Genomic DNA, 18,159 nt, shown 5'->3' on the forward strand with positions numbered 1-18,159 from the left:
AAAAAGCACCCTTCCTCTTTAGGCAGTCGCGCCTCTTGCGCGTCAATGTGATGAAGGGTCCAGGCGAGCACCACCCAAACCCTTCGCGCGATCGCCCGCACGGGTAATTTCCGAAATCGAGGTTTGGGGTCAGATGCCGACCAACGAAACTGGACGACAGTCCACCCGGCGTGCTTGCCGTCGGGTTGCCATGACATTGTTGATGGGAACCGCTCTCTGGCCGGGAGCGCTTCCCGGGTTTTCCGGAATGCCGGTCGCGCTGGGGCAATCGGCGCGCTCCATCGACTTCGACCAGCCGGGGATGCCGCTTGGCCAGGCGCTGCGCAGGATCGCCGATCGGGCCGGCCTGCAGGTTGCCTATCGCACCGCGGTCGCCTCGGGGGCGAGCGCCCCGGCGCTTCGCGGCACGATGACGGCCGAGGAGGCTCTCGCCACGACGCTTGCCGGTTCGGGCCTGAGCTACGGGTTCACGGGTCCGACGTCGGTGACGATCACCGACATGGGGGCGCTTCCCGCCGTGGGCGGCGGTGGACAGGAGGCCTCGCGTCTCGACAGGATCGTCATCGGCGGCAGTGGCGCGAGCGTCGATGCCCCCTATTTCGACCCGGCGCCCACCGACTATATCTCCGAGGAGCAGATCGAGCGCTTCGGGACGTCGAGCCCGGCTGACATCTTTCGCGGAACGCCGGGCGTTCTGTCGGGCGAGTCCCGCAACAGCGGCAGTTCCGTGGATGTGAACATTCGCGGCATGCAGGGCATGGGGCGTGTCGCGGTGACCGTCGACGGCGCGATGAATTCCGTCAACGTCTACCAAGGCTACCAGGGCGTCTCCAACCGCACCTTCGTCGATCCCGATTTTCTCGGTGGCGTCGATATCACCAAGGGATCGGACGCCGCCTCCAACGGCATCGCCGGTTCGGTCAAGATGACCACGATCGAGGCCTCGGATATCGTCGAGGACGGCAAGACTTTTGGCGTGCGCCTCAAAGGCACGATGGGCACCAACACGAGTACCCCTGTTGCCGGCACGGCCGCAGGCTATTCCATCCTTAACTTATTCGGCAGAAATCCGGTCGTCTCCACATCGACGACCGGCATGGACAGGCCGCCGGCACTGATGCCCACTCAGGGCTCCGGCAGTATCGTCGGCGCGATGCAGACGGAGAATGTCGACCTGCTGCTGGGTTATGCCTATCGCAAGCGCGGCAACTATCATGCCGGCCAGAACGGGGATTCCGCCGAACTCGAACACCTGGGGCGCACGCCCTATTGCCCGAACGGCAACTGCTGGCCCGACTCCTTCGATTACCGCGACTATGTCCAGAACGCCGGGCTTGCCAACTATCGCGCCGGCGAGGAGGTGCTGAACACGCAGCTCGAAACCAAGTCGGTCATCGCCAAGGGCACGTTCCGTTTCGGCGATGAGCACACGGTAAAGCTCGGTTACACCCGCTTCGAAAGCGAGGCCGGCGACACGCTGGCATCGCGTTTTGCCACGGACGCCAGCCAGGCAAAGCAGCAGGCCCAGACGGTCGGCAGTCAGCTCGACACGGTGACGTCGTCCTATCGCTATGATCCGCTCGACAACGACTACGTGGATCTGAAAGCCAATTTCTGGGTGACCTGGCTGCAGTTGCGGAACCCCCGCCGGGCAGGGACGCAATGGTCGCCGGTGCAGCCCGAGGACCTCGGCCTGGCGTCCGACTTCCGTGTCGGCACCGACAATCTGATGTGGGGCGCGGATCTCGCCAATACCTCGCGCGTGGATACGGGCCTTGGCGCGCTTTCGTTGACCTATGGTCTTTCCCTCCTGCATGAGGAGACCGAGCCCAGCCCCTATACGATCGTCCTGGAAGACTGGCTCAAGGTCCGAAATGGCACGCGTGAGGAGGCCGCCGCCTTCGTCAAGGCGAAGTGGGACCTGACGGACTGGCTGACGGTCGATGGCAGCCTGCGCTACCAGCATCTGTGGACCAAGGACCGGACCGAGGGGGACCCGACGCTCACCGCCGACGATTTCCACGGTCAGTCCCTGTCGGTCGGCGGCTGGAGCCCGCAGGTGGGGGTTACGGTCAGGCCGCTGGATGGCGTGGAGTTGTATGCGCGCTTTTCCAGCGCGCTGCGGTCGCCGTCGATCATGGAGGCGCTCACCGGATACAGCACACGCTTCAATCCCAACCTCCAGCCGGAGCGCTCCAACAATTGGGAGATCGGCGCCAATGTCGTTCAGGAGGGGCTTTTCGCCGATGACGACCGGGGCATGTTCAAGTTCGGCTATTTCAACTGGAACGTGACCAACTATCTGGCGCGCCAATGGCGCGAGGATCTGGTGGCATCTAGTGGCTTCGTCTACTCCGCCCTGATCGTCTACAATCTGGATCGGGCCAAGTTCGAAGGCCTGGAGTTTTCGGGGCGCTACGAATGGGCCGGCTTCTCGGCCGAGCTTTCGGCGAACTACTACCTCAACGTCGCCTTCTGCCCGACGTCGGGCACCTGCCAGAACAATTCGCTCTATGCGGACTACGCCACCAACCAGGTGCCGCCGGAGTACATGGTCGGTCTGACGTTGTCGCAAAAGCTGCTGGAGGACAAGCTCACGGTCGGCGGACGCGTCACCCATGTCGGGCCGCGGGCGATTTCCCACGGCGAGGAAACGGCGCGCGGTCTCACGTCCTTCATCAGCGCGATCCAGTGGGATCCCTATACGCTGGTCGATGTGTTCGCGGAGTACCAGTTCAGCGACACGCTCACCGGCTCCCTGCGCGTCGACAATCTGACGGACCAGTATTACGTCGATCCGCTGAGCCTGGTGCAGCAGCCTTCGCCGGGGCGGACGGTCTACGCGTCGGTGACGGCGAAGTTCTGAGGGACGTGGGCAAAGCTTCCGGAAAATGCAAAACGCCCGGCCATTGGCCGGGCGTTTTCGATTTGTCGCGAGAGCCTGTCAGGCCCAGGGGCGGGTCTCCGCCATCTGCTTCTCGAAGCCGTCGATCATCGGTGCCTTCTCCATCGTCAGGCCGATGTCGTCGAGGCCGTTCAGCAGGCAGTGCTTGCGGAAGGGATCGATGTCGAAGCTGACGGCGCCGCCATCGGGGCCACGGATTTCCTGGGCCTCGAGATCGACGGTGATGGTCGCGTTGGCGCCGCGGCGCGCATCATCCATCAGCTTCTCGAGGTTCTCCTCGGAGACCACGATCGGCAGGATGCCGTTCTTGAAGCAGTTGTTGTAGAAGATGTCGGCGAAGCTGGTGGAGATCACGCAGCGAATGCCGAAGTCGAGCAGCGCCCAGGGTGCATGCTCGCGGCTCGATCCGCAGCCGAAGTTGTCGCCGGCGACAAGGATCCTGGCGTTGCGGTAGGCCGGCTTGTTGAGGATGAAATCCGGGTTCTCGGATCCATCGTCATTGGTGCGCATCTCGTGGAACAGCGCGCTGCCGAGACCGGTCCGCTTGATCGTCTTCAGGAACTGCTTCGGGATGATCATGTCCGTGTCGATGTTGATGATCGGCATCGGAGCGGCCACGCCCTCAAGCTTGTCGAATTTTTCCATCTCTTGTGGTCTCCTGCAAAATAAGGGGCGGTTCAGGCCGCGAGGCTCTCGTCGGCCGCGACGCCGAGCATCAGGTTGAGGTTCTGCACGGCGGCGCCGGACGCGCCCTTGCCGAGGTTGTCGTAGACGGCCATCAGGACGACCTGCGCGCGATCCTCGCTGGCGAAGACATGCAGGCGCATGCGGTTGGTGCCGTTGAAGGTCTCCGGGTCGAGTTCGGCGACGCGGTCTGCCTGGCCGAGCGGGGCGACGTCGACGAAGGAGCCCTCCAGCGCACGGTAATGCGCATCGAGGGCTGCGTGGAGTTCCTGCGCGCTCGGCACCCGGGCAAGGGTCTCGAGGCGCAGCGGAACCGCCGTCACCATGCCCTGCGCGTAGTTTCCGACGCTCGGCACGAAGATCGGCGTCGAGGCCAGGCCGGCATAGCGCGTCATCTCCGGCAGATGCTTGTGCCGGAACGTCAGCGCATAGGGCAGGAAGGCCGGATTGCGCGCGCCATCGGCCTCATAGGCCTCGATCATCTGCCGGCCGCCGCCCGAATAGCCGGAAACGGCGTTCACCGTGACGGGGAAGTCCGCCGGCAGCAGGCCGGCCTCGATCAGCGGACGGAGGCAGGCGATCACCCCTTGCGGATAGCAACCCGGATTGGTGACCCGCTTCGAGGCGGCGATGGCGACAGTCTGGCTTGCGGCCATCTCGGCGAAGCCATAGTCCCATCCCTCGGCGACGCGGTGCGCCGAGGAAGCGTCGATCACCCTGGTGGTGTCATTTTCGATCAGCTTGACGCTTTCGCGCGCCGCATCGTCCGGCAGGCAGAGGATGGCCACATCCGCGGAGTTCAGCAGCTCGGCGCGCGCGCCGATGTCCTTGCGCCGCTCCGGGGCGACGGACAGAAGCTCGATGTCACGACGGCGGCCGAGGCGCTCGCGGATCTGCAGACCCGTCGTGCCGGCTTCGCCGTCGATGAACACTTTCGCGACCATGGCTCCAAACTCCAGTTGAGGGATCGCCGGCGGATTGCCCGCCGGCAAGACCGGCTTTCTACACCAGACCCGTCCCGCTTGTCATGTCCGTCGCACGTCGATCCGTGGAGACGTTGGGCCTTGGAGACGTCGGGCCTTGGATCAGCGCGCCATCGCGTGATAGTCGGCGTTGGGGCGCATGTCGGTTGCCGCGGCGACGCGGTTCGACATGTTGAAGAAGGCGGCGATGCTGGAGATGTCCCAGATGTCGCGGTCGGAGAAGCCGGCGTCGCGCAGGCCCTGCCTGTCCGCCTCGAGGATCTCCTGCGGCTTCTCGGTCAGCTTGACGGAGAAGTCGAGCATGGCGCGATGGCGCGGCGAGAGGTCGGCGACGCGGTAGTTCATGACCATCAGCTCGCCGAGCTCGGGGTCGCCGGACAGGTGACGCACCGCCGCGCCATGGGCGGTCAGGCAGTAGAAGCAGCGGTTCACGGCCGAGACGGCGACGGCGATCATCTCGCGCTCCAGCTTGGACAGGCCGCTGTCGCCGAGCATCAGGTCGTTGTACATCGCCGTGAAGGCGGAGAGCTTGTCCTCGTTGAACGCATAGGCCGCGAGCACGTTGGGAACCATGCCGAGCTTCTCGCGGCACTTGGCGAAATAGGCCTCGGTCTGCGGGCTCAGAGGGGTCTCCTGCTCGAGGTCGAGCGCGATCGGCCGGGCGGCGGCGGTGATTGTGTCATTCATGGTGAAACTCCTCCCCTTTTCATGCGACTTCCGTGCCTCGCGCGCGGCTCGGGACGGGTTTCGTGCCGATCGCCACTGGAAGTCATTTCTTCTTCAATAGTATCGTCCTAGCATGGTCGCGCAGCCAGGGGTGTCCCACGACTCGCGCCCGGCTGCGCGGACGGACCAAGGAGAACCTGGCCGGCACCGGCCGGGCTGGATGGTGAGGGAACAATGCCCGACGCACGAGAGCAAGCGAAAATCAGCCTGATCAACGCGGTGGTGGAGGGTATGGAGCCCGAGCCCGGTGCATTCGCGCGCGAGTTGTTCGCGCGCGGCGCGGCCGAGGACGTTGTCAGCTACACGGCCGCCGATCTCGCGGAGATCGCGCGAAAGGCCTGGGCGCAACTGACAAAGCATGCTTCCGACACGCATCGGATCACGGTCTACAATCCCGCCCCGACCGGCGAGGGGAGCCATGCCGGCGACGTGACCGTCGTCGAGATCCTCAACGACAACATGCCGTTTCTGGTGGATTCGGTCATGGACGAGCTGCAGGCCAGCGGGTTCGAGGTTCGTCTCGTGCTTCACCCGATCCTGACAGTGACCCGTGACGGCAACGGCGCCCTCGTTTCGTGCCATGGCGGCGGCAAGTCCAGGATCGAGGGCGGCCGTCGCGAGAGCCTCATTCACATCCATGTGGCGCGCATCGACGCGGACATCGAGCGCAACCAGCTGGCCGAGCGGCTTGAGCTGGTGATGAACGACGTGCGCGCGGCGGTGCGCGACTGGGCGCCGATGCGCGAGCGCCTGCACGCCGCCATCGCGACCTACAAGGACAGCCCGCCGCCCGTTTCCGTCGATGAGCTGGCGGAGGCGATCCAGTTTCTCGAGTGGGTGGAGGGCGACAACTTCATCCTCCTAGGCATGCGGGAATACTATTTCGAGGGCGGTGTCGCCGCCGGCGAGCTGTCGCACAAGAAAGGCTCCGGCCTCGGCCTTCTGGCCGACCCCGAGGTTCGGGTGCTGCGGCGCGGATCGGAATTCGTGGTGATCACCCCCGAGATCCGCGACTTCCTGATGAAGCCCGAGCCGCTCATCGTTTCCAAGGCCAACGTCAAGAGCCGGGTCCATCGTCGCGTCCACATGGATTATATCGGCGTGAAGCTCTTCGACGACGCGGGAGAACTCGTCGGCGAGCTGCGCGTCGTCGGCCTCTTCACCGCGACGGCCTACACGCTGTCGACCAAGAGCATTCCGTTCCTTCGCCGCAAGGTGGATTCCGTGCTCGCACGCGCCGGCTACGACCCTGACAGCCATTCGGGGCGGGCCCTGATGAACGTCATGGAGAGCTATCCGCGCGACGAGCTTTTCCAGATCGAGCCGGATCTTCTCTACGACTTCGCCACGGCCATCCTCCAGCTCGACGAGCGGCCGCGTATCCGGGTGCTTGCACGGCGCGACAAGTTCGACCGTTTCGTGTCGATCCTCTGCTACGTGCCGCGCGACCGCTACACGACCGAGGTGCGCCTGAAGATCGGCGCTTTCCTTGCCGGGGTCTATGACGGCCGGCTCTCGGCCTGGTACGTGTCCTATCCCGAGGGGCCGCTGGCGCGGGTGCATTTCATCATCGGTCGCGACCAGGGCGAGACCCCGGATCCGAGCCAGGAGACACTGGAGCAGGCGGTTGCCGGCATTGTGCGTACCTGGGCCGATGGCTTCCGCGAGGCCCTGCGCGGCGCCTATGGCGGCAACAAGGCGATGGACATCGCCAACCGGTATGCGGATGCCTTCCAGGCGGGCTACCGGGAGGTCTACGACGCGGATGCGGCGCTTGCCGACATTCGCATCGTCGAGACGCTGAGCGAGACGGCCGACACCGCTCTGAGGTTCTCGCGCCGCGAGCAGGATCCGCCAAAGCGCATCTTCCTCAAGGTCTTTCATCATGTCCTGCCGATTCCGCTGTCGGCGCGGGTGCCGATTCTGGAGAACATGGGCTTCAAGGTCATCAACGAGCGGACCTACCGGATCACGCCGGCGGACAGGCCTCTCGCCTATCTGCACGACCTGACGCTGGAGCCGGCCTCGGGCGATCCCATCGACCTGACGCAGGATCTGCGCGAGAGGCTGGAAGCGCTGTCTTTGGCCATCTGGCGGGGCGACACGGAATCGGACGGCTACAACGCTCTTGCCCTCAACGGCGGGCTCGCCTGGCGCGACATCGCCATGCTGCGGGCGCTGTCGCGCTATCTGCGGCAGGCCGGCATCCGCTTTTCCGAGGACTACATGTGGCGCACGCTCAACCGCTACCATGAGGTGGCGACGCGGCTGGTGGAGCTGTTCCACCTGCGCTTCGACCCGGATCTCGACGGCAAGGACCGTTCGCTCGGCGCCGCGCGGGTGGAGAGCGAGCTGACCGCCAGTCTCGACAAGGTCGAGAGCCTCGATGACGACCGCATCCTGCGCAGTTTTGGCGGGATCATCGAAGCGATGCTGCGCACCAACTTCTTCCAGCACGACGCGCATGGAAAGCCGAAGCAGACCTTCGCCTTCAAGCTGGATCCGCAGCGCATCGAGGACCTGCCGCGGCCGCGTCCGTACCGCGAGATCTTCGTCTACAGCCCGAGGGTCGAGGGTGTGCACCTGCGCTTCGGCAAGGTGGCGCGCGGCGGCCTGCGCTGGTCCGACCGGGCGCAGGACTTCCGCACCGAGGTGCTGGGCCTGGTCAAGGCCCAGCAGGTCAAGAACGCGGTGATCGTGCCTGTCGGCGCCAAGGGCGGCTTCGTGCCCAAGCATCTGCCGGCGGGCGGCACCCGCGACGAGATCTTCGCCGAGGGCACCAAGGCCTACAAGATCTTCGTCTCGTCGCTGCTCGACATCACCGACAACCTCAGCGGCGACAAGGTCTGGCCGCCGGAGCGGGTGGTGCGTCACGACGACGACGACCCCTATCTGGTGGTGGCCGCCGACAAGGGAACCGCAACCTTCTCCGATACGGCGAACGCCATCTCCGAAAGCCGCAATTTCTGGCTCGGCGACGCTTTTGCCTCGGGCGGCTCGGCCGGATACGACCACAAGAAGATGGGTATCACCGCGCGGGGCGCCTGGGAGGCGGTCAAGCGCCATTTCCGCGAGATGAACCGCGACATCCAGAGCGAGCCCTTCACGGTCGCCGGCGTCGGCGACATGTCGGGCGACGTCTTCGGCAACGGCATGCTGCTGTCGAAGGAGATCCTGCTGGTCGCCGCCTTCGACCACCGCGATATCTTTCTCGATCCGGATCCGGTCGCGGAGACCGGCTGGGCCGAGCGCAAGAGGGTCTTCGAACTCGGCCGCTCCTCGTGGAAGGATTATGACGCCTCGCTCATCTCCGAGGGCGGCGGTATCTTCTCGCGCCAGGCCAAGTCGATCGACCTGTCGCCGCGGTTGCAGGAGCTGCTCGGCATCGCGAAGGCCAAGGCGACGCCCCAGGAAGTGATGAACGCCATCCTCAAGATGCAGGTGGACCTGCTCTGGTTCGGTGGCATCGGCACCTATGTGCGGGCGGCTTCGGAAAGCGACGCCGACGTCGGTGACCGCGCCAACGATGCGATCCGCGTCACGGCCGGCGAGGTCGGGGCGAAGGTCATTGGCGAGGGCGCCAACCTCGGCATGACCCAGAAGGCCCGCATTGCCTTCAACCGTCGCGGCGGACGCTGCAACTCCGATGCGATCGACAATTCGGCGGGCGTCAACTCGTCGGACATGGAGGTCAACATCAAGATCGCGCTCGGCGCGGCTGTGCGCGCGAACGCGTTGTCCGTTGCCGATCGCAACACGCTTCTGGCACGGATGACCGACGAGGTCGCGGGTCTGGTCCTGCGCAACAACTACCTGCAGACGCTGGCGATCTCGCTGGCGGAATCGCGCGGGATGGAAGAGTTCGGCTACCAGCGGCGGATGATGCGTCAGCTCGAACAGGCGGGCCTGCTCGACCGCGTGGTCGAGCAGCTTCCCGACGAGGCGGCGCTGGATGAGCTGGCGGCGTCCGATTGCGCGCTGACACGGCCGGAAATCGGCGTGCTGCTCGCCTACGCCAAGATCACGCTGTTCGACCGGCTGCTGGACAGCCCGGTGCCGGATGACGCTTATCTGGCGCGCGAGCTGTTCCGCTACTTCCCGCCGGAGATGCAGGAGGCCTATGCGGACGAGATCCGCGGCCATCGGCTGCGGCGCGAAATCATCGCCACGATGCTCGCCAACTCGATCATCAACCGGGGCGGGCCGACTTTCCCGACCCGGATCGCCGACCAGACCGGCGCCGATCCGGCGCAGGTGGCCCAGGCATTCGCGGCGGTGCGCGACGCCTATCAACTCACCACCCTCAACGGCGAGATCGATGCCCTCGACGCGCGCATCGACGGGGCGTTGCAGATCGAGCTCTACCGCGCGGTTCAGGATCTGGTCCTGGAGCAGACGGTCTGGTTCCTGCGCAACGTCTCGTTCGAGGCGGGGCTGGAGAGCGTCGTGTCGCGCTTCCGGACCGGCATCGACGCGCTCGCGCCGACGGTCAGTTCTGTCGTCGAGGCTTCGGCGAAGGCTGAGATCGAGGCCGAGACCGCGCGCCTCGCCGAGGCGGGGGTGCCCGGTCCGCTTGCCGCGCGCATCGCGCGGCTGCCGATAGAGACGGAGATCCCGGACATCATCCTGATCGCGGAGCAGAGCGGCCGCGATCTCAGGGAGGTGGCCGAGGTGTTCTTCAAGGTCGCCGGCCACTTCCGCCTTGGCGTGATGGAGGCCAAGGCCCGCGACCTGAGCATCTCCGACTACTATGACGGGCTGGCGCTCGACCGGGCCAAGGCAACGCTTGACCGGGCGCACCGCGAGGTGACGGTCGAGGCGCTGGCTGCCGACGGGTTCGAGAACTGGCTCGGGGCGAATGAGGCGCGGGTCATGCGCACCGCGCGCGCGGCCAACGAGATCATCGAGGGTGAGCTGTCAGTGTCCAAGTTCTCCGTTGCGGCGGGCCTTCTCGCCGAACTTGCCCGATGACAGGTACCCGGCCGGGGGAGGGTGAGCTTCCTTCCCCGGCCGGTACGCAGGGGCCGATCGCGGCCGGCGTCGGCGTCGAGCAGCTTGCCGGGGGCGGCGCCGCTCTCGGCCTCGCTCCGGTCGGGCGAAAGGCCATCTGGAGCTGGCTCTTCTTCGACTGGGCGGCGCAGCCCTTCTTCACGCTTGTCACCACCTTCGTCTTCGCGCCCTATTTCGCCTCCGCGGTTGCCGCCACGCCTGCCGAAGGCCAGGCCTTGTGGGGATACGCAACGGCGGCGGCGGGACTTTGCATCGCGGTGCTGGCGCCGGTGCTTGGCGCCATCGCCGACCGCACGGGCGCCCGAAAACCCTGGATCGCCGCCTTTTCCGTTCCGCTCGTTCTCGGATCGCTGGTCCTTGGGCTGGCCTCTCCGGATACGCCTCATGCGGTGGCGTTCGCGCTCGCAGGCTTCGCCGTGGCGACGCTGGGGGCGGAATTCGCGACGGTCTTCACAAATGCGATGATGCCCGACCTCGTGCCGCGCCAGAAGCTGGGGCGGCTTTCGGGGAGCGGCTGGGCGCTGGGCTATGTCGGCGGGCTGGTCTCGCTGGTGCTGGTGCTCGGCTTCATGGCCGCCAGTCCGGACACGGGCCGCACGCTGCTCGGGTTCGATCCGCTCTTCGGTCTCGACCCGGCGACACGCGCCGGAGACCGGGCTTCGGGTCCGTTCGCGGCGCTGTGGTACGTCGCCTTCGTGCTGCCGCTGTTTCTCTTCGTGCCGGATGTGCCGCACCGCCCGGTCCGTCTTCTCGACGCGGCACGGGCAGGGCTCGGAGATCTTAGAGCGACGCTGCGTGAGGTCCGCTCGAACAGGACCGTTGCCGTCTTCCTCGCCGCCAACATGATCTACAAGGACGGCCTCGTGGCGCTCTTCGCCTTCGGCGGGATCTATGCCGCAGGCGTGCTCGGCTGGTCGAGCATCGAGATCGGCACCTTCGGCATTCTGCTGACGGTCACCGGGACGCTCGGCGCTTTCATCGGGGGCCGGCTTGACGACCGGATAGGGCCGCAGCGGGTGATCGCGGGAGCGCTCGTCGTTCTCATCGCCTGCGGGCTGGGGCTCGTGTCGGTGGACGCGGACACCGTGTTCTTCGTGGTCGAGGTCGCCCCGCCTCAGCCGGGAGATGCGCTTTTCGGCAGCGTTTCCGAGCAGGTGTTCCTGGCCTTCGGCGCGATCCTGGGCGCGGCGGCCGGTCCGCTGCAGGCGGCTTCGCGCACGCTTCTGGTCGATGTCGCGCCGCCGGCCTCGCTGACGCGCTATTTCGGCCTCTTCGCGCTTTCCGGCAAGGTGACAAGCTTCATGGCGCCGGCGCTCGTCGGCATCGTCACGGCACTGACCGCCAGCCAGGCGGCGGGCATGACGGTGATCGTCGTCTTTTTCTGCGCCGGGCTGGTTCTCGTCAGCCGCATCGGCGGTTCAGGCGGGGCAAATGAAAACGGGCGGGAACAGTAGCTCCCGCCCGATTGCGTTTCCGTGGCTGTCTGCTTGCGACCGGTGCCGGCCAAATCGCCGTATCAGATTGCCGTGTCAGGCCGTCTTGTTCGCGGCGCGTTCGGCGCGCTTGCGGTCATGCGGGTCGAGCAGGGCCTTGCGCAGACGGATGTTTTGCGGCGTCACCTCGACGAGCTCGTCGTCGTTGATGTAGGAGAGCGCGGCTTCCAGCGACAGGCGGATCGGCGTCGTCAGGCGCACGGTCTCGTCCTTGCCGGAGGCGCGCACGTTGGTGAGCTGCTTGCCCTTCAGCACGTTGACCTCAAGGTCGTTGCCGCGGGTGTGCTCGCCGATGAGCATGCCACGGTAGACCTTGACGCCGGCATCGATGAGCATCGGGCCGCGGTCTTCGAGGTTGAAGAGCGCGTAGGCCACCGCCTCGCCGTCGCCGTTGGAGATCAGAACGCCGGTGTGACGGCCCGGGATATCGCCCTTGTGCGGCGCATAGGCGTGGAACAGGCGGTTGAAGATGGCCGTGCCGCGCGTGTCGGACAGAAGCTCCGACTGGTAGCCGATGAGGCCGCGGGTCGGGGCATGGAAGACAAGACGCGTGCGTCCGGCGCCGGAGGGACGCATCTCAAGGAGATCGGCCTTCCGCTCGGAGAGCTTCTGCACGACGACGCCGGAATGCTCCTCGTCGACGTCGATGATGACTTCCTCGATGGGCTCGAGACGCTCGCCGTTCTCGCCCGTCTGGAAGACCACACGGGGCCGGCCGACACACAGCTCGAAGCCTTCGCGGCGCATGTTCTCGATCAGGATGGCAAGCTGGAGCTCGCCGCGACCCGCCACGACGAAGGCGTCCGCGTCCGCGGCGTCCTCGATCTTGAGCGCGACGTTGCCTTCCGCCTCGTCCATCAGCCGCTTGCGGATGACGCGCGACTGGACCTTGTCGCCCTCGGTTCCGGCGAGCGGACCGTCGTTGACGCGGAAGGTCATGGACAGCGTCGGCGGATCAATCGGCTGGGCGGGGAGCGGATCGGAAAACTCCGGAGCGCAGATCGTGTCGGAGACGGTTGCCTCGGACAGGCCGGCGATGGAGACGATGTCGCCCGCCTCGCCCTTTTCGATGGCCTGGCGCTCAAGGCCGCGGAAGGCGAGAACCTTGGAGATGCGGCCGGTCTCGACGACCTTGCCATCGCGCGAGATGGCTTTCACGGCCATGTTCGGCACGGCTTCGCCCGAAACCACGCGGCCGGTCAGGATACGGCCGAGGAAGGGGTTGGACTGCACCGTGGTGGCCAGCAGGCGGAAGGCGCCAGGCTCTGCCGAGGGGGCCTTCACATGGGCGCGCACGAGGTCGAAAAGCGGATCCATGGAATCCTTCGGGCCCGCGGGGTCCGTGGCCATCCAGCCCTGCTTGGCGGAGCCGTAGAGAACCGGGAAGTCGAGCTGCTCTTCGTTGGCGTCGAGTGCGGCGAAGAGGTCGAACACCTCGTCGAGCACTTCTTCCGCGCGCTGATCGGGCTTGTCGATCTTGTTGATGGCGACGATCGGGCGAAGGCCGAGCTTCAGCGCCTTGCCAAGCACGAACTTGGTCTGCGGCATCGGGCCTTCGGCGGCATCGACCAGAAGCACCACGCCGTCGACCATGTGAAGGATACGCTCCACTTCACCGCCGAAATCGGCGTGGCCCGGGGTGTCGACGATGTTGATCCGCGTGTCGCCATGGGTCAGCGAGGTGACCTTGGCGAGAATGGTGATACCGCGCTCGCGCTCCAGGTCGTTGGAGTCCATCATGCGCTCTTCGGTCCGCTGATTGTCGCGGAAGGCGCCGGACTGCTTCAGAAGCACGTCGATAAGGGTTGTCTTGCCATGATCGACGTGCGCGATGATGGCGATGTTGCGCAAATCCATAAGTGAGGTGCTCCGGAAACAGTTTCCGCGGGCGCAAGGCACCCGCGGCTTTTTCGGGCCCCTCTATAAACCTCAGGCCGGTTTCGTGCAACGCAGCATTCCGCAACGGGCGTTGCCGCGCCTCTTGACACGCCAGAGGTTCGGGATAATTGATAAGGATGCCATATAATATGGAGATCTTATGGATCCTGCGCTCTTGTCACGGCCGGTCGGATTTCTCGTTGGCGACATCGCTCGTCTTCTCCGCCGCCGGTTCGAGCGTGCGCTGGCGGAGGCGGACACCGGGTTGACCGCGTCCGAGGCGCGCACACTGGCCTTCATCGAGCACTATCCGGAGTTTAGGCAGGCCGCGCTGGCCGAGCGGCTCGGCGTCGAGCCGATGACGCTGAGCGGTGTTCTCGACCGTCTCGAGGGGGCTGGCCTTGTCGAGCGACGAACCGATCCGGCAGATCGCAGGGCGAAATGCGTCGTCCTGACCTCGGCCGCCGCGCCCGTGCTGGACCATATCCACTCCGTAGCTATCGGCATTCGTGCCGAAACACTTCGCGGCATGAGCGATGCGGAGGCGGCCGCGGCCTATGACCTCCTGACGCGCATGCTCGGCAATCTTTCCCTCTGCAGCGAAAACGACAGACGATGACACCCCCCATACAGTCTTCCGCCGCCCTTGGTGGCATCGCCGCCGCGCCCGCACCGGGAAGCCCGGGCGGAGGGCCGCTCATGGGCGAGCGGCGCACGGCCATTCTCGGCGCCGCACTTGTCGCCATCGGCCCGATCACGATGGCGCTCTATACGCCTGCCATGCCTGTTCTTGCCGAGGCCTTCTCGACCAGCCAGTCCATGGTCAAGCTGACGCTGACAGCCTATTTTACCGGCTTCGCGCTGACGCAGCTCATGTGCGGGCCGCTGACCGACGCCTTCGGGCGCAAGCCGGTGACGCAGGTCTTTCTGGTGCTCTATCTGCTGTCGACGCTGGTCGCGACCTTTGCCCCGACCATCGACTGGATGATCGCTGCGCGCACGCTGCAGGGCATCGGCGCCTCCGTTGGCGTCGCAGCCTCGCGCGCCATTGTGCGCGACCAGTTCACCGGGCAGTCCTCGGCGCGGATCATGAACACCATCGCGATGATGCTGGCGGTCGGCCCGGCGCTCGCCCCGACAATCGGCGGCATCACGCTGGAACTGTTCGGCTGGCACCAGATCTTCTGGGCGATGCTGCTCTACGGCGTGGTTCTGTATGTCGTCGTCACCGCCTATCTGCCGGAGACGAATGCCTACAAGGACCGCAGCCATGCCCATCCCCGGCGTTTCGCCGCGAACTATGCGCTGCTCTTGTCCGACACGCGCTATCTGCAACCGAGCCTGGTGGTCGGCTTCGGCATCGGAACCATCTACACGCTTGCCTCGATCCTGCCTTTTGTCCTCATCGACCGTGTCGGACTGACGCCGATCCAGTTTGGCTTCGGCATGATGCTCCAATCCGGCTCCTTCATCTCCGGCACGGTGCTGACGAGCTACCTGCTCGGCCGGGTGGATGCGTCGCGGCTGCTGCCGTTCTCGCTGCCGGGCATGGTTATTGCCGCGGTAGCGATGGTCTGCGGCGTGGTCCTGTCCGAGCCGAGCTTCCTCAACACGATGTTGCCGGTCGGCCTCTTCGCGTTCTGCCTTGCCGTCTCGCTGCCGGCCCCGACTGCGGCGGCGCTCCAGGGGTTCCCCAGGATTGCCGGCTCGGCTTCGGCGATGATGGGGTTCCTGCAGTTCGGTGCGGGACTTCTGGGCAGTCTGGTCGCCGCGGCGATCGGTGATCCGGTGCTCAGCATGGCGATCATTCCGCCGTCGATGATCGCCATCGCCGTCCTGTCCCACATCGGTCTCGGCATTCACAATGCCCGGCAGGGCGCCTAGCCAAGGCCTGCCCCGGCGCGCCGTGGCGGGGACGCGGGGCGCTCGATGTCCGGCTGCCGGAACTTCGCCGGTTCGTGTCGTGCGTGCCGGCTTGACGATCAAAGGCAAAGCGCGCAAGACGCTGGATGAACGGCGAGGCAAGCAGAGACGCTGGCCCCGCCGATGCACCGGGAGAGGCGTGCACCTGACGCGCTCGCCGGATAACCCAGCGTAAGCGAGCGATGCACTTGCGATGACAGAACATCCTTTCCCGACCCGGTTTGCTTTTGCGGGCGGCGCATTCGACCTGTCGCGCCCGCATGTCATGGGGATCGTCAACGTGACGCCGGACTCCTTCTCGGACGGCGGCCGCTTTCTTGATCCGGACGATGCGATGGCGAGCGCCCACAAGATGGCGGCCCATCATGCGGATGTGATCGATCTGGGTGGCGAAAGTACGCGGCCGGGCGCCGAACCGGTGCCGGAGGACGAGGAGTGGCGGCGGCTTGCGCCGGTGATTTCCGAGATGTGCCGGTTGTCGCCGCCGGTGTCCATCGACACCTACAAGTCGGGCATCGCACGGCGGGCCTGCGCGGTGGGCGCGGCCATCGTCAATGACGTCTGGGGCCTGCAGAAGGACCCGGCCATGGCCGATGTGGTCGCTGAAGCCGGTGCAGGCGTCATCATGATGCACAACCGGGAGGGCGCGGACGAGACTGTCGACATCTTCGCCGACATCGACCGTTTCTTCGAACGCTCTCTTGAACTGGCCGAGCGTGCCGGCATTCCAGCCGAGCGCCAGATGCTCGATCCGGGCATCGGCTTCGGCAAGACGCTTCGCCAGAACTACGCCATCGTCAACCGGCTGGAGCATTTCGCCCGGCACGGACGGCCGGTGCTGGTCGGTGCCTCGCGCAAGCGCCTGATCGGAGCCGTCCTGGCCGTGGAGGCCGATGACCGGCTCTTCGGCTCACTCGCGCTTCACACGATTGCGATGATGAAGGGAGCGGGCATGGTTCGGGTCCACAATGTCCAGCCCCATGCGGACGCCGCCCGCATCGTTCACGCCACTTTGAGCGAGGGCGCGCTGTGAGCGCGGGGCGGGCGGTGCGCGCCGCACTCGGGCTGGGTTCGAACATGGGCGACAGCCGCGCCAACCTCGACCGTGCCCTGGCGGAACTCTCCGCCACGCCGGGCATCGAGGTTCTGGCGCGTTCGGCCGACTACCGGACGCCGCCCTGGGGGCCGGTGCCGCAGGATGATTTCCGAAACACCTGTGCCGTGATCGAAACGATGCTGTCGCCGCGTGCCCTGCTCGACCGTTGCCTCGAGGTGGAGCAGCAGATCGGGCGCGTCCGCGATGTGCGTTGGGGCCCGCGTCTCATCGACATCGATGTTCTGCTCTACGGAACCGCGCGCGTCGAGGAGGACGGGCTGTCGATCCCGCACCCGCGCATGGGCGAGCGGGCTTTCGTGCTGGTGCCTCTGGCGGACATCTGGCCGGATGCTCCGCTTGGGGACGGTCGCACCGTCGCCGAGGCTCTCGCCGAATGCCCGGGGCGCGAGGAAATCGTCAAGTTGCCCTGACAGGGTGAGCTTCCTCGTGCAGCAGAAATTCAAAGGCCCCGGCATCCGTCGGGGCCTTTTTCGTTCGCAGCGGACGCTATGGGGTCAGCGCCGCTCGCTCTCGCCCGGCTTGTCGCGGCCGAAGTTGGGGGTCGCGGTCTCCTGTCCGGCGGCGATGATCGAGCGCCGGATGCCGCGGGTGCGGGTGAAGAGGTCGAAGAGCGCGTCGCCGTCGCCCCAGCGGATCGAGCGCTGCAGGGCGGCCAGATCCTCCGAGAAGCGCGACAGCATCTCCAGGATCGCATCCTTGTTGTGCAGGCATACGTCGCGCCACATGGTCGGGTCGGATGCGGCGAGACGCGTGAAGTCGCGGAAGCCGGAGGCCGAATACTTGATGACCTCGGACTTCGTCACGGCTGCCAGATCGTCGGCGGTGCCGACGATGTTGTAGGCGATGATGTGCGGCAGGTGCGAGACGATGGCGAGCACGAGGTCGTGATGCTCGGCATCCATCGTGTCGACCATGGATCCGCAGTCGGTCCAGAACGCGGCAAGGCGCTCCAGCGCGTCGGGGGAGGTGCCCTCGACGGGGGTGAGGATGCACCAGCGGTTGCGGAACAGGTCCGCGAAACCTGCGTCGGGGCCGGATTCCTCCGTGCCCGCGATCGGGTGTCCGGGAATGAAATGCACGTTGTCGGGCAAGTGAGGCGCCATCTGGCGCACGACCGAGGCCTTGGTCGAACCGACATCGGAAACGATGGCGCCGGGGGACAGCGCCGGGGCGATCCACCGGGTCACGGCCTCGCAGGCGCCGACGGGCACGCAGAGGATGACGAGATCGGCGTCCTCGACGGCTTCCGCCGCATCAAGGCAGTAGCGGTCACCGAGGCCAAGCTCCTCGGCACGCCGCAACGTGTGCGCGGAGCGTGTGGAGATGACGATTTCCTCGGCCAGTCCCTCGCGGCGAACCACGTGAGCGATGGAAGAGCCGATCAGACCGATGCCGATCAGGGCAAGGCGGCGAAACTTCGGATTGGACATGAATGCAGGC

The 18,159-nt window shown here is 66.0% G+C and carries 12 protein-coding genes; 7 read left to right on the top strand and 5 right to left on the bottom strand.

All coding sequences use genetic code 11. The features are described 5' to 3' along the window. Window positions 1-202: 202 nt before the first annotated feature. Entirely contained in the window at window positions 203-2,866 is a 2,664-nt protein-coding gene (locus tag ACN0WF_RS04345; RefSeq protein WP_417771554.1) for a TonB-dependent receptor domain-containing protein, read from the top strand. Between the two features lie 78 nt (window positions 2,867-2,944). On the opposite strand, the gene leuD is transcribed toward ACN0WF_RS04345, so the two are convergent. From leuD to ACN0WF_RS04360, 3 genes are all read right to left on the bottom strand, one after another. After that, entirely contained in the window at window positions 2,945-3,550 is a 606-nt protein-coding gene (leuD, locus tag ACN0WF_RS04350; RefSeq protein ID WP_417771555.1) for a 3-isopropylmalate dehydratase small subunit, read from the bottom strand. 32 nt (window positions 3,551-3,582) lie between these two features. Beyond that, complete coding sequence (gene argC, locus ACN0WF_RS04355) at window positions 3,583-4,533, bottom strand: N-acetyl-gamma-glutamyl-phosphate reductase (protein ID WP_417771556.1); 951 nt, start codon at window positions 4,531-4,533, stop codon at window positions 3,583-3,585. A gap of 141 nt (window positions 4,534-4,674) precedes the next feature. Next, window positions 4,675-5,259, bottom strand: a complete 585-nt coding sequence (locus ACN0WF_RS04360) for a peroxidase-related enzyme (protein ID WP_417771557.1) — start codon at window positions 5,257-5,259, stop codon at window positions 4,675-4,677. Window positions 5,260-5,472: 213 nt separating this feature from the next. Between ACN0WF_RS04360 and ACN0WF_RS04365 the strand changes: the two genes are divergently transcribed. Continuing rightward, complete coding sequence (locus tag ACN0WF_RS04365; protein WP_417771558.1) at window positions 5,473-10,269, top strand: NAD-glutamate dehydrogenase; 4,797 nt, start codon at window positions 5,473-5,475, stop codon at window positions 10,267-10,269. Continuing rightward, on the top strand, window positions 10,266-11,762 hold the full coding sequence (locus ACN0WF_RS04370) for an MFS transporter (RefSeq protein WP_417771559.1): 1,497 nt from the start codon (window positions 10,266-10,268) through the stop codon (window positions 11,760-11,762). The genes ACN0WF_RS04365 and ACN0WF_RS04370 overlap by 4 nt, the downstream gene beginning before the upstream one ends. A 75-nt stretch (window positions 11,763-11,837) precedes the next feature. Here ACN0WF_RS04370 and typA read toward each other — a convergent pair whose 3' ends face one another. Then, window positions 11,838-13,658: a translational GTPase TypA gene (gene typA, locus ACN0WF_RS04375; protein ID WP_417771560.1), complete on the bottom strand. Its 1,821-nt coding sequence runs from the start codon at window positions 13,656-13,658 to the stop codon at window positions 11,838-11,840. A gap of 181 nt (window positions 13,659-13,839) precedes the next feature. Here typA and ACN0WF_RS04380 point away from each other — a divergent pair, with 181 nt between their 5' ends. From ACN0WF_RS04380 to folK, 4 genes are all read left to right on the top strand, one after another. After that, window positions 13,840-14,298, top strand: a complete 459-nt coding sequence (locus ACN0WF_RS04380) for a MarR family winged helix-turn-helix transcriptional regulator (RefSeq protein ID WP_417771561.1) — start codon at window positions 13,840-13,842, stop codon at window positions 14,296-14,298. Beyond that, window positions 14,295-15,563 (top strand): multidrug effflux MFS transporter, encoded by a 1,269-nt coding sequence (locus ACN0WF_RS04385; protein ID WP_417771562.1) that lies wholly within the window; start codon window positions 14,295-14,297, stop codon window positions 15,561-15,563. The genes ACN0WF_RS04380 and ACN0WF_RS04385 overlap by 4 nt, the downstream gene beginning before the upstream one ends. A 232-nt stretch (window positions 15,564-15,795) precedes the next feature. Beyond that, window positions 15,796-16,635, top strand: a complete 840-nt coding sequence (gene folP / locus ACN0WF_RS04390; RefSeq protein ID WP_417771563.1) for a dihydropteroate synthase — start codon at window positions 15,796-15,798, stop codon at window positions 16,633-16,635. Then, a complete protein-coding gene (gene folK, locus ACN0WF_RS04395) occupies window positions 16,632-17,129 on the top strand; it encodes a 2-amino-4-hydroxy-6-hydroxymethyldihydropteridine diphosphokinase (protein WP_417771564.1) in 498 nt (165 codons plus the stop codon). Before folP ends, folK begins: the two co-directional genes overlap by 4 nt. 84 nt (window positions 17,130-17,213) lie before the next feature. On the opposite strand, the gene ACN0WF_RS04400 is transcribed toward folK, so the two are convergent. Then, the gene (locus tag ACN0WF_RS04400) at window positions 17,214-18,149 is read right to left on the bottom strand and encodes a prephenate/arogenate dehydrogenase family protein (RefSeq protein ID WP_417771565.1); all 936 of its coding nucleotides are present in this window, start codon (window positions 18,147-18,149) and stop codon (window positions 17,214-17,216) included. Window positions 18,150-18,159 lie beyond the last annotated feature (10 nt).

This window comes from Stappia sp., assembly GCF_048268045.1.
Lineage (GTDB): Bacteria > Pseudomonadota > Alphaproteobacteria > Rhizobiales > Stappiaceae > Stappia.